This window comes from Pandoraea morbifera, from assembly GCF_902459575.1.
Classification (GTDB): domain Bacteria; phylum Pseudomonadota; class Gammaproteobacteria; order Burkholderiales; family Burkholderiaceae; genus Pandoraea; species Pandoraea morbifera.
This window is the reverse complement of the sequence record NZ_CABPSD010000011.1, coordinates 140,652-153,228: the sequence shown is the minus strand read 5'-3', so window position 1 is coordinate 153,228 and position 12,577 is coordinate 140,652. Positions and strand designations below refer to the sequence as shown.

Below are 12,577 nucleotides of genomic sequence, written 5' to 3'. Positions count from 1 at the left end.
CGGCGATCACGACTGCCAGGACACGGCTTTTCGTGCGATGCGCCGGACTCGGCGACTTCTGTTCAGTCAACGTGAACATTGGTCACCTCCCCGTTGGCCGCCACTTGCCACGTCTGGATGGCGTTGTTGTGATAAATCGACTTCGTGCCGCGCACTTCACGCAGTTGCCGATACCGCGGTTGCACGAAGCCGGTTTCGTCCACCGCGCGGCTTTGCAGCAGCGCGGGCGAACCGTCCCATTGCCAATCGAAGTTGAAGCGCGTGAGGCACTTCGGCAGCACCGGCGATTCGATGCGCGCCTGACGCCACGATTTGCCGCCGTCGGTGGAGACATCCACGCGCCTGATTCGGCCGCGTCCCGACCATGCCAGCCCGGTGATGTTGAAGTAGCCGCGATCGAGCAGCGCCTGTCCACCCGATGGCGACGTGATGACCGACTTGCACTCCTGAATCGACGTGTATTGACGATGCTGGCCGTCCGGCATCAGATCGACGTAGTGACTGGTTTCATCCTTGGTATTCCACGGCGCATCGCCGACCTTGATGCGGCGCAGCCACTTCACCCACGACACCCCCTGCACGCCGGGCACGACCAGGCGCAGCGGATAACCATTCTCGGGGCGCAGCATTTCGCCGTTCATGCCCCATGCGACGAGCACGTCGGAGAGCGCCGCCTCCATCGAGATCGTGCGGGTCATGCCCGAGCCGTCGCCGCCTTCGGCGAGCACGTACTGGCCGCGCCGGGTGTCGGCGCCCACGTCGTCGAGCAGTACCGAGAGCGGCACCCCCGTGAATTCGCAGCACGACAGCATGCCATGCGTGTATTGCACCGTGGGCACGGCCGCGTTGCCCCACTCCATGCCGGTGTTCGCGCCGCACTCGATGAAGTGCATGCGCGACACGGAGGGCAACCGCATGATGTCGTCCATCGTGTACACCTTCGACTCGCGCACGAGGCCGTGCACCATCAGGCGGTGTTGCGTGGGGTCGATCTCCTGCCAGCCCTGGTGATGACGCTCGAAGTGCAGGCCGCTGGGCGTGATAATGCCGAACAGACCTTGCAGCGGCGTGAAGGCAACGGAAGCCTGTGCGGTTTGCGTGAGCCCGGGGGACTGACGCCGTTGCAGATTGGCCTCGTACTTCGACGGCATGCCGTACGGGCGCGCCGCGACGGGCTGGCCGAGCGACGTCGCCCACGGGCGCGGCTCGAGGATCATGGGGTCGCCGGCGCCGACGGCGCCCGGGGCGTCCGCCGCGAAGGCGCCGCCACCGGCGAGCGCGGCGCCGGCGGCCAGGAAGCTGCGTTGCAGGAAGCTGCGTCGCGTGGCATTGAGTCCCTCGCGCGCAATGTCGCCGGCCAATGTGCCGTCGATGAAATTCTCCGGAGCCCGGCGCAAACGGCCGGCTCGCGATGCTTTGTCGCTCACCCTGTCTCCTCGCGTTTCGTGGCGTCCGCCGGCGTCGCAAGGAGGCTGGCGGATTATCGCTTGTGTTTTGGTTGTCGCTGGCGGTCTTTTTGCCGCACGGTCGTGCCAGGTTGCTGCGTTACGGATTCAATTCGGTCTGCGCCACGCGCGCCGACGGGCATCAGCTCCCGCGCGGCATGAAGCCATCGACGGCACGCTCGGGCAGCGCCTCCTCCTCGATTCGGCCGGCGACCTGAATGCACACGGCGCGACAGATCTCGACCACCCCGGTATCCGCGATCGCGTAGTACACCTGGTTCCCGTCGCGTCGACGCGCCAGCACGCCCGCCTGGTACATCGCGCCCAGATGTCGCGACACATTCGTTTGCGACGAACCCACTTCCGTCACTACCTCGTTGACCGAGCGCTCGCCGCCACACAGCGCGTGCAGGATCCGCAGCCGGGTGGGCTCGGAGAGCAGGCTGAAGTAATGCGACACCTTTTCGAATACGCGATCGAGTTCTTCCATGACAGTCAGTCTTTGAGTTCGTGTGAAGGCACAAGAGATACCGTATATGCCTACATACGCATATACGGATAATCAAAATAACGGGCGAAGTGTGCAAGCTGCACTGCAACATGTCGGACGCCGACGTATCGCCTCGGCCGATGTCATTCCGGTGTTTGACTGCACGCCTCCCATGTATACCGCCGGATATAGCGCGCCGCGTGTCATGCCAATACGCGAGGTACGGCGGCGTCGTTGTCCTGCCGGGTGCCGGGAGGTGCGAGGGCATGCAGCTTTGAGGCATCAGGGAAAAACCTGATAAGAAAAATGGCGGGGGGCGACCGATGTGCCCCCGTGGCGACCGACTGCCTTACTCGAACTGATATGACCAGTTCGCGTTGAAGCGCAGCGGACGATTCGGCGAGTTGGTGGGTGCGTCCGCCATCGGCTTGGCAATCGAGAGATCGAGCGAGTAGTACTTGCTGTCGGAGATGCGAACCCCCAGCCCCACCGAGGCGAGCCGGTTGTGGAACAGTTGGCCGTAGTTCACGTAGACGCGCGCCGTATCGAGAATGAGGTACGGCTGAATCGTCTTCAGATAACGGAAGTCGGTGCGGAACATCCGGTTGAGTTCGATCGACGCGCCCCACCCCTTGTCTCCGGCAATTTCACCGGCTGGGTAACCGAGGCCGAAGCGCTGGCCGCCGAAGGTCGCCTGTTCGGACGTCGGCAGCGTATTGCTGCTGTACTGCGCTCCGGCGGACACGATCACCCCGAAATCCCATGGCAGCACCACTCCCTGCTTGCCGTCGAGCGTAAAGCGCCAGAAGCCGAGATCGTAAGGTCCGAGGATCTGCGCGACCCCGGCCGGCTGCGTCGTGTAAGACTGACTCGCCCCCATGCCGTTGAAGCCCTTGAAGACGCCGAGCGTGGCGCTGCGGGTCTGCTTGTCGGTGACTTCGTTGTAGGCGAGCTGCACCTGCCCGGCGCGTACGTTCGTCTGCGAATTGATGTAATTGGGCGAGTTCGGCACTTCGTAGCGGTCGCGCGAATTCACCCCGTACATGCCACCGCTCACCGTGAGACTGCGCTGGTTGTTGAGCAGGATCGGGTACGACACGCCCACGGCGATGCGCTTCGTGTCGAGATGTCGCGTGAGGCCGGCGAGCGCCTGATCGTCAGGCTGACCGCGATAGTGCGATGCGTCGAGGCGCGCCTGAAGGCCGTTCGAGCCCAGCGGCTGGATGTACGACGCCGCGTAGAACTCTTCGTCGTTGTGCCCCTTCGGCGCGATGGCCGTGAGCTGGATCTGCTCGCCCAGCGGCGTGAGGGCATTGCTCGCCACGGTGAACACGCCGCGAATGCCCGGGTTGTTATACGAGAGCGACGTGCCGAGCGCGACCGGCTGGCGCGAAACATCCAGCGAAAGCTCCGTCGCACCGTCGGTTTGCGTGGGCGGCTGTACATCGGCCTTGATCTTCATGCCGGGCACGAGCGTGAGCAGGTTCAGATAGCGCTCGAAGGTGGCGCGCTTGAGCGGCCGCTCCGCCTCGATGTGTGCCGCGATATCGCGCAGCCGCTGCTCCGACGGTCCCGGCTTGCCGGTGATCTTGGTGCTGGCGATGTAACCTTCGACGACCGTCACGCGCACGAAACCGTCGTTGAAGTCCTGGGCGGGCACGAAGGCAAAGGACAGGAGATACCCCGCGTCCTGATACAGCTTCGTGACTTCGTTGGCCTTCTCGACCAGATCGCCGATGGTCACTTCCTTGCCCGCCATCGGGGCGAAAAGGCCCGCGACCTGATCGAACGGCAGCGATTTCACGCCCTCGATGCCAAAGCGCTTGGGGGTGAGCTTGCGCGCGAGCAATGCCTTGAGCGCATCTTCCTGAGTCGGCGGCTGAATCCGAATGGTGGGCGCCGGCGCCTTGGGCACCTCGATCTTCGGAATGCTTTGCATCGGGTCGCCGCGCACCGGGCTGGCATCGGCCCACGCCTGTTGCGCGCCGACCAGACTGAGCGTGCACAAGGTGACGGCAACGATCTGAACGACTTTGCGGTTGCGAACCGACTTCACCGAGTCCCCACGCGCGACGCGTGACGCAAGACGGGACCCTCCCTGGCGATACGCCATCCCTATGCCCCCCAACGCTGATTTTTTTCGTTGGGCCAGTGTAACCGAGAGGCCGCAGGCCCCGTCAACGAGGGAAACCTGGGGGAATGCGGCACCCGAACAACACCCGCGGGGCATCCTGTGGCGGCGCGTACGTTCCCCCGCTTAGAGAATCTCCTCCAAACGTGGTCGCGGCGGGTGCGTGTCCCGCCGGCATCCGCATCAGGCCAGCATGTCGGCCCAGATGCCCTGTGCCCATGCGAGTCCCAGGGCAAACTCGTCTCGTGAGGCGCGTGGCGACGCGCCGCCCGTGCCGGGAACCGGCAGCATGGTGCGTTGCGCGGTGTCGTAACGGTGCACGCTGGCGACGTGCATCGCCTCGGTGGCCGAAACGAACGTGTAACAGGTGTTGCTGTACAGGGGCTCGGGGTTGACCGTTCGCCCGGCGAGCGTGGCAACGATGGCGGCGGCGCACACCTTGCCGTGCTGGTTCGCCATGTGCCCGGACTTCGGCATTTGCGGCGCGATCTGGATGGCGTCGCCGAGGATGTGGATATCGGGCTGCGCCGCCGACGCGAAGGTCAGGAAATCGACGTCGCACCAGCGTCCGTTGGCGGTGGCGAGTCCGCTTTGCACCGCGATGTCGCCCGCGCGCATCGGCGGGATGACGTTGAGTACATCGGCGCGAACTTCCTCGCCCAGTTCGAAACGCGCCAGGTGCCTCGTGCCGTCGGTGGCCACCTCGGTGCAATTGAATTGCGGGTGGTACTCGACGATCCCGGCGAATTGCGTGCGCCACACGTCGTGAAACTGCTCGGCTTCGGCGAGCACCTGATCGTTGGCGTCGAACACGAGCACTTTCGCGCGCGGTTTGTGTTGCCGAAGCCATGCGGCCGCCTGGCAAGCTCGCTCATACGGCGCGGGCGGGCAGCGGAACGGCGCTTCGGGAATGGTGATGGCAAACACGCCCCCGTCGGGCATCGCCTTCAGACGCGCATGCAGCAGCGCGGTTTCGCGCGCGTCGGTCCAGCCGACCGGCAGTGCGTCGCGCAGCGCCGGATCGGACAGTCCCGCAATGGCCTCGCGACGCAACGACACGCCTGGCGCCACGATCAGTTTGTCGTAGGACAGGCGCGCACCGTCTGCGAGTTGCACCTGCTTCCTCGCGGCGTCGATGCCATTGGCCCGCGTGCGACGCCACACGACGCCGTGGCGCCTGACGAGCATATCGTACGGCACCGTGAGGTCGCTCACGCGCAAATTGCCGCCGACGACGAGATTCGACAGTGGCGAGGAGACGAACGCCTCATTCGGTTCGACGAGCGTGACGTCGACCGTATTGCCCGAGAGCACGCGCAGCGCCTTGGCCGCCGTGGCGCCGCCAAAGCCGCCGCCGATCACGACGACGCGTGAGCGCGCCTTGACCGGCGTCGGCCAGAGCGGCGCGGCCCACGCGGGCGTCGCGCCGACGCACGCGGCCGTTGCGCTGATACCGAAGAGAAAATCGCGACGACGCATCATGTCTGACCTATCGCGCGGTGCGCGCGGGGTTTGTCGGGTTCGCCGGGTTCGCTTTGGCCGACGATTTGCCGACGCCGGACGGCGCGGGCTGGGCGGCGAAGTAAGCGGCGATGCGCTGCAACTCGTCGTCGCGGTAGCCCTTGAGGAGTTGCGGCATCAGCGTGGCGCCGCGCCGGGCGTCGCGCATGGCTTGCAAGGTGGCCATGAGTTCGGCCGCCGGCCGGCCTTCCAGTACGGGAAGCACTGCCTTGCCCGCGCTGATCGGGGCCGACGCGTTATGACAGCTCATGCACGCCATCGCCCAGTCGCGCGCCTGCCAGTCCAACCGATCGGCGGCCGACGGTGCCGCTTCCGGCGCCACATACACGGGCGACGCCGCGCGTGCCCCGGCTGTCGGTGCGCCGTGCGCGAGCTTGGCCGTGCCCCCCAAGGCAGCCCCCAAGACGAGCGCCGCCGCGATCATACGCGCCGCGCGCGGATCGCGGGAACGATGGCGGCGGGGCGATTCGGCATCGGTGGAACCGACGCGACGGTAAGCGGCAGGTGTGGGCACGCGTGTCGTCCGAAACGGTTGGGTTGGGGTTGGGTTGGGGTTGGGTTGGGCCCGCGGGAACCGGTCGAGAGCGCTTGAATGCGGCTGAAGGCGAACTGAAGCGTTCGGTCCGAAGCCGATGACCGAAAGCGGCGAGTCGCAATGCGTTGCGGCTCGCCAGCGTTCCGGACCGGTGCGTCAGTTGCCGGTCTTGTTCGACGGTCCGGGCTTGACGGGCGCGTCGCTGATCGGCGCGGGCGAGGACAGGGGTTTGGCCGTCACCGTATCGTTGCCGATGGGCGTGGTGGTCACCGTGGCGCCCGCGTCCCCCTCCTGCACCGGTGCCGGGTTCTTCTCGGCCTCGGTCGACAGACGCTGCGCTTCTTCCGGTTTCACGTACTCATACAGCTTGACGACCTTCTGCACGCCATCGATACGGCTGGCCACGTTCGCGGCGATGCGGCCCTCCTCTTCGGACACCAGGCCCATGAGGTAGACGTCGCCGCGCTCGGTGACCACCTTGAACACGTTGGCGGAGATTTCCTTCGTGTTGATCAGGTTGGCCTTGACCTTGCTGGTGATCCACGCGTCGTTCGAGCGCGAACCGAACGAGCTGGCCGGTCCGAGGGCGAGTTCGTCGACAATGCCGCGAACGTTGCTGATCTGCTTGACGATCTCGACGGCACGCTGCTTGCTGGCGTCGTTCGGCACTTCACCGGTCAGGAGCACGCGGCGGTTGAACACCGTCACGTTCACGTGCGCGGCATCGGGCAGATTGTTGGCGATATTGGCTTCGGCCTTGACCTGGATTTCCCGGTCCTCCGTCTGCGCACCGACCGAACGGCGGTCGGTCGCCACGAGGGCGCCAGTCGCCGCACCGCCGAGAATGATGGGGGCGCAACCGGCCAGGGTTGCGGCAATCAACGCTGCCGCGGCAAGCGGCTTGACCGCGCGTTGGAAACTCATCGGGCATTCTCCTTGTTGGATGGTCGAACGGGGCGGCCCCCGCCGCGCCCAGCCGGCACCGCCCGCCCCCGCGACCCGGTGCCCGTCATGATCTTGACGCCTCGTGGCGACAATAGGTTCACTCGTCGCCGAGCAGCGCCGAGTCGATCAGGTCGCAAAGGCAGTGGATGGTCAGCAGGTGAACTTCCTGAATTCGCGCGGTGCGATCGGCCGGCACGCAAATGTGCACGTCGAGTTCGCCCAACGCGCCGTTGACCTTGCCACCGCCCTTGCCGGTGAGCGCAATCACGTGCATGCCGCGCTGATGCGCCGCCTCGATGGCAGCCAGCACGTTGCCGGAATTGCCCGACGTGGTGATGGCGAGCAGCACGTCGCCCTCGTGTCCGAGCGCGCGCACCTGCTTCGAGAAGATCACGTCGAAGTTGTAGTCGTTGCCGACGGCGGTCAGGATCGACGAATCGGTCGTCAGCGCGATCGCCGGCAGTTCGGGCCGCTCGCGCTCGAAGCGGCCGACGAGTTCGGCGGCGAAGTGCTGGCAGTCGGCCGCCGAGCCGCCGTTGCCGCACGCGAGAATCTTGTTGCCGTTGGACAGCGCCTCGACCATGAGGTCCGCCGCGGCGGCAATGGGGTCGGCCAGCGCATCGCGCGCTGCCAGTTTGGTCGCGACGCTATCCGTGAAGTGTTGCTGAATTCGTTCGATCGACATGGTCGTTTGCCAGGGTATCGCAAATGCCACCAGTCCCGCGCGGGTGCCCCGAGGGGTCGTTGTCCGCGCCGGCCGGCGTTCTGAGGCCGTCAGTCCTGAAAACGGCACTTTCGCAAGTGTAACAGGGCCGACGCAGGCGGGTTCCGTCAGAGATCGTCTGCCCGGAAGGCGTCCGGAAGCCAGCGCACCACCGGCGGGCACCCGTCGAAGGTCACGACGTCGAACCGGCAGCAAGCCGCCGGACGCCGCAGCAGGTAATGGCGCGCGGCAAGCGCAAGTCGACGCCGCTTGGTCCGCGTGATGCTCGCCGCCGCCCCGCCGAAGTCGCTGCGCGAGCGGGCGCGGACCTCGACAAATACCAGCACGCCCTCCCGATCCCGCATAATGAGGTCGATTTCGCCGCCACGGCAGTGATAGTTGCGCACCAGAAGCCGCCAGCCGCGGCGCTCGAGCAACGCCTGTGCACGGCCTTCAAACGACTCTCCTCGCCGATTCGACATGGTTGTTCCGATGTTTACCGTTACCGGCCGTGCCGGTCTCCCCCCAGCCCGCGCGCGCCGCGCGCCAACGCCGCCGACCGGAGATCAATGCCATGGATGAACGCCTGATGGCGCTGGCCGAGGGCCAGCATTACCCGACAGGCACGCTGTACGTCGTGGCCACGCCGCTGGGCAACCTGGCCGACATCACCGTGCGCGCGCTTCACATCCTCGACATGGTCGATGCCATTGCCTGCGAAGATACGCGCAATAGCGCGCAGTTGCTCCAGCGCTATGGCATCGACAAGCCGTTGATCGCGGCCCATCAGCACAACGAGAACGAAGCGGCAACGCGTCTGGTGGCGCGCTTGCGCGAAGGCGAGCGCATTGCCTACATCTCCGACGCCGGCACGCCCGGCGTGTCCGACCCGGGCGCGCGACTGGTCGAGGCGGTGCGGGCGGCGGGTCTCGGTGTGATGCCGGTGCCGGGCGCCAGCGCGGTCATCACGCTGCTCTCGGCCGCGGGCGCGTGGGTCGAGACATTCACGTTCGTGGGCTTTCTGCCGTCGAAGGCACAGCAGCGCGCGCAGGCCATCTCGGCGCTCGCGGGCTCGACTTCGGCCCATGTGTTCTACGAAGCGCCGCATCGCATCGTGGAGACAGTCGCCGCGTTGGCGGATGGACTGCCGGGCGAGCGGCGCCTGCTGATCGGGCGCGAGCTCACCAAGCGCTTCGAAGACATTCACGAATGCGCACTGGCGGACGGCGTGGCGTGGCTGAAGGCCGACGCGAACCGTCAGCGTGGCGAGTTCGTGCTCGCGGTATCGGGCGCGGCGGCAAGCGCGGTCGGCGACGGCGTGGACGCCGAAGCCGAACGTGTACTCGCCCTGCTCGTTGCCGAACTGCCGACGAAGAGCGCCGCCAAGCTCGCTGCGGCGATCACCGGCGCGCCGAAGAACGCCCTCTACGAACGCGCCCTCGCGCTGAAGCACGACTGAACCCGCGTGCCGCATGCGCCCGATCGCGGCCAACGTGACCAACTTCGGCACGTCGCACGCTTCCATGAGGCAACGCCGCGGTGTTCGAAAATCGGAAGTGTCCGATGCCGACAGCGTGGTTTTCCCGCGCATCGACGCAAGAAAAAGCCCGCCGAAGCGGGCTTTTTCATGGGCATTCGAGCGATCAGCTCAAAAGCAATGCGTCGTCATCGAGTTGCTCACCGCGCGTGCGCTCGAACATCTGCAGCAGATCAGGCACATCCAGCCCCTTGCGTTCGTCCCCGGAGACATCGAGGACAACCTTGCCCTGGTGCAGCATTACCGTGCGCTCGCCGTAATCGAGCGCCTGGCGCATGCTGTGCGTGACCATCATGGCGGTCAGCTTGCTCTCCTGCACGATGCGCGCCGTGAGCTCCAGCACGAATGAGGCTGTTTTCGGGTCTAGGGCCGCCGTATGCTCGTCGAGTAGCAGGATGCGCGACGGCTGCAACGACGCCATCAGCAGACTGACCGCCTGACGCTGGCCGCCGGAGAGCAGGCCGATACGGTCCGAGAGCCGGTTCTCCAGTCCCAGGTTCAGCAGACTCAGCTTTTCCCGGAAGCGTTCACGCAGCTCCCGGTTCAGCGCGAAGCCGAAACCCCGGCGCTCGCCGCGCTTGACCGCCAGCGCCATGTTTTCCTCGATGGTCAGCGCCTCGCAAGTGCCGGCCATCGGGTCCTGGAACACGCGCGCCACCTGGCTCGCGCGCTGCCACGCCGTCTTTCGGGTGACGTCGTTGCCATCGATCGAGATCGTGCCCGAATCCACCGAGAGATCTCCGCTGATCGCGTTCAGGAACGTCGACTTGCCCGCGCCATTCGAGCCGATGACGGTCACGAACTGCCCCGTCGGGATCTCCAGCGACATGCCGCGCAGCGCACGATTCTCGATCGGCGTGCCCGGGTTGAAAGTGATCTTGAGGTCTTTTGCGCTCAACATGATCAGGCACCTCCGTTCTTGCGAGCGAACAGCTTGCGACGCGTCGCCGGCAGCACCAGCGCTACCGCAACGAGCAATGCCGTTACCAAATTGAGGTCCTGCGCCTTCAGACCGATGAAATCGCTGTTCAATGCCAGTGCAATGAAGAAGCGGTACAGCACCGCGCCCACCACCACGGCCAGCGTTGTGAGAATGAGTCGGCGCGCCGGCAGGATCGTCTCGCCGATGATCACCGCCGCCAGACCGATCACGATCGTACCGATGCCCATCGAGATGTCCGCGCCGCCCTGGGACTGCGCAAACAACGCACCGGCGAGGGCCACCAGCGCGTTCGAGAGTGCCATGCCGGCCAGAATCTCGTGCCCGGTGTTCACGCCCTGCGCGCGCGCCATGCGCGGATTGGCACCGGTGGAACGCATGGCGAGGCCCTGCTGCGACGAGAAGAAGTAGTCGAGACCGAACTTCACCACGGCCACCACGACGAACAGGAGCAGTGGACGGCCCACGTAGTCGGGCAGCCAGCTCGTCACACTGTCGGGCAACAGCAGCGTGAAGACCGTCGGCGACGTGATCAGCGGCACGTTCGGCGCACCCATCACCCGCAGGTTGATGGAGTACAGCGCGATCATCATCAGGATACTGGCGAGCAGATCCATGATCTTCAGGCGCACGTTCAACCACCCGGTAATGAAGCCGGCCACCGCGCCGGCCGCCATGGCCGCCAGGGTGGCCGCGAACGGGTTCATGCCACCGGCGATGAGCGTCGCCGCCGCCGCGCCGCCGAGCGCGAAACTGCCGTCAACCGTCAGATCGGGGAAATTGAGGATGCGAAAGGAAATCAGCACCCCGAGCGCCACCAGGCTGAAGATCAGGCCGATCTCCAGTGCGCCCATCATAGAAAAAAGGGACATGTTCGTAATTCCACTGCGCAAGACGGTCCATGCCGGGTCTCGGCAGTTCAGGTCAAAGCCGGTCGTTGTGCGACCGCGGTTCGGGGGGAGCCGTCTCGCCCATTCGATAGGAAAAGAGCGGCGGGGACAGATCGTGTCCTGGCGCCGCCCTGTCGCATCCCGGCGCCACGGGCGTTGCCCGCGTCGCCGGTGTTACGCGCGCTTGCTTATTTGATGACTTCCTTCGCTTCCTTCACCAGATCCGCCGAGAGCTTCACGCCCTGCTTCTCGGCAGCGCCCGGGTTCACGAACAGTTCCAGATTCGAGCTCGTCTGCGAGGCGATCGCGCCCGGCTTCTCACCCTTGAGGATACGAACGACGACCTTGCCCGTCTGACGGCCGAGATCGTAGTAGTTGATGCCCAGTGCCGCAATGGCGCCGCGCTTCACGCTGTCGGTGTCCGACGCGACGAGCGGGATCTTGCGGTCGTTGGCCACCTTCACCAGCGATTCGTATGCCGACACCACGTTGTTGTCGGTGTTCGTATAGATCACGTCGACCTTGCCGGCCAGGCTGCTCGCCGCCGAGCTGATGTCAACGGTACGCGGCGCGGCCGCTTCGACCAGCGTCATGCCCTTGGCGGGCAGCAGCTTCTTGAGCTCGTTGACGACGACCACCGAGTTGGCCTCACCCGGGTTGTACACGATGCCTACGCGCTTGGCGTTCGGCACGACGCGCTGAATCAACGCCACCTGCTTGTCGAGCGGCAGACGGTCCGACACACCGGTCACGTTGGTGCCCGACGGCTCCCAGCTCTTGACCAGTTGCGCGGCGACGGGATCGGTCACGCCCGAGTAGACGAGCGGCACCGTCTTCGTCGCGGCGGCCACGGCCTGCGCCGTGGGCGTGGCGATACCAATGATCGCGTCGGGCTTGTCGCCCACGAACTTGCGAGCGATCTGGGCCGCCGTACCGACATTGCCCTGCGCGCTTTGGTACTCCCACTTCAGGTTCTTGCCAACCTCGTAGCCTTCGGCCTTGAGTTCGTCGCGTGCGCCATCACGAATGGCGTCGAGCGCCGGATGCTCCACGATGGCCAGCACGGCCACCGACTTCGTTTGCGCGAATGCTGCGCCCGTCGCCCCCAGCAACGTTGCGGCCACCGCACACAACAGGGTGCGCTTGGCGAATTTGCCCATCGTCGACATCGAAACTCCTCCAGGAATGCTTTTTGATAGGTGCGCCGTGCCCGAGTCTCGGCGGGCATCGTCCGGATGCACACAAAGCGTGCACCTGCGCGTGGGGCACAGTCTACCCACATCCCCTGAAGCGAACAACGGTTGCCGACGCAACCTTCGGAAAGGCCCGTGGCACATCGGATTGCACCGGATTCGTGGCACATTGATGCGGCAATCAGAAAAAAATTAGCCGATTTGTTCGCGAGTGGTTCCACCTGCGCACGTTCGTGCGACGCGTTCA

At 65.6% G+C, this 12,577-nt stretch carries 12 protein-coding genes; 1 reads left to right on the top strand and 11 read right to left on the bottom strand.

Features of this window, described 5'->3' with window-relative positions; genetic code table 11:
- Positions 1-62: 62 nt before the first annotated feature.
- The 8 genes from soxC to PMO31116_RS18005 all read right to left on the bottom strand — a co-directional run bounded on the left by soxC (position 63) and on the right by PMO31116_RS18005 (position 8,252).
- Positions 63-1,427: a sulfite dehydrogenase gene (gene soxC / locus PMO31116_RS18040; RefSeq protein ID WP_150567927.1), complete on the bottom strand. Its 1,365-nt coding sequence runs from the start codon at positions 1,425-1,427 to the stop codon at positions 63-65.
- 160 nt (positions 1,428-1,587) lie between these two features.
- On the bottom strand, positions 1,588-1,935 hold the full coding sequence (locus PMO31116_RS18035) for an ArsR/SmtB family transcription factor (RefSeq protein WP_023598443.1): 348 nt from the start codon (positions 1,933-1,935) through the stop codon (positions 1,588-1,590).
- 349 nt (positions 1,936-2,284) lie between these two features.
- Positions 2,285-3,991, bottom strand: coding sequence for a ShlB/FhaC/HecB family hemolysin secretion/activation protein (locus PMO31116_RS18030; RefSeq protein WP_246185360.1), 1,707 nt, complete (start codon positions 3,989-3,991; stop codon positions 2,285-2,287).
- A gap of 258 nt (positions 3,992-4,249) precedes the next feature.
- On the bottom strand, positions 4,250-5,545 hold the full coding sequence (locus PMO31116_RS18025) for an FCSD flavin-binding domain-containing protein (RefSeq protein WP_150567947.1): 1,296 nt from the start codon (positions 5,543-5,545) through the stop codon (positions 4,250-4,252).
- 10 nt (positions 5,546-5,555) lie between these two features.
- A complete protein-coding gene (locus PMO31116_RS23765; protein WP_174971445.1) occupies positions 5,556-6,101 on the bottom strand; it encodes a c-type cytochrome in 546 nt (181 codons plus the stop codon).
- Between the two features lie 177 nt (positions 6,102-6,278).
- Entirely contained in the window at positions 6,279-7,046 is a 768-nt protein-coding gene (locus tag PMO31116_RS18015) for a BON domain-containing protein (protein ID WP_150567925.1), read from the bottom strand.
- A gap of 118 nt (positions 7,047-7,164) precedes the next feature.
- Positions 7,165-7,752: a phosphoheptose isomerase gene (locus tag PMO31116_RS18010; protein WP_023598436.1), complete on the bottom strand. Its 588-nt coding sequence runs from the start codon at positions 7,750-7,752 to the stop codon at positions 7,165-7,167.
- Between the two features lie 146 nt (positions 7,753-7,898).
- A complete protein-coding gene (locus PMO31116_RS18005) occupies positions 7,899-8,252 on the bottom strand; it encodes a YraN family protein (RefSeq protein ID WP_150567924.1) in 354 nt (117 codons plus the stop codon).
- Between the two features lie 92 nt (positions 8,253-8,344).
- Between PMO31116_RS18005 and rsmI the strand changes: the two genes are divergently transcribed.
- Positions 8,345-9,229, top strand: a complete 885-nt coding sequence (gene rsmI, locus PMO31116_RS18000; RefSeq protein ID WP_150567923.1) for a 16S rRNA (cytidine(1402)-2'-O)-methyltransferase — start codon at positions 8,345-8,347, stop codon at positions 9,227-9,229.
- A gap of 184 nt (positions 9,230-9,413) precedes the next feature.
- On the opposite strand, the gene PMO31116_RS17995 is transcribed toward rsmI, so the two are convergent.
- The 3 genes from PMO31116_RS17995 to PMO31116_RS17985 all read right to left on the bottom strand — a co-directional run bounded on the left by PMO31116_RS17995 (position 9,414) and on the right by PMO31116_RS17985 (position 12,306).
- A complete protein-coding gene (locus PMO31116_RS17995) occupies positions 9,414-10,208 on the bottom strand; it encodes an ABC transporter ATP-binding protein (RefSeq protein WP_150567922.1) in 795 nt (264 codons plus the stop codon).
- 2 nt (positions 10,209-10,210) lie between these two features.
- Entirely contained in the window at positions 10,211-11,119 is a 909-nt protein-coding gene (locus PMO31116_RS17990) for an ABC transporter permease (protein WP_023872591.1), read from the bottom strand.
- Positions 11,120-11,325: 206 nt separating this feature from the next.
- Entirely contained in the window at positions 11,326-12,306 is a 981-nt protein-coding gene (locus PMO31116_RS17985; protein ID WP_150567921.1) for an ABC transporter substrate-binding protein, read from the bottom strand.
- Between the last annotated feature and the right edge of the window lie 271 nt (positions 12,307-12,577).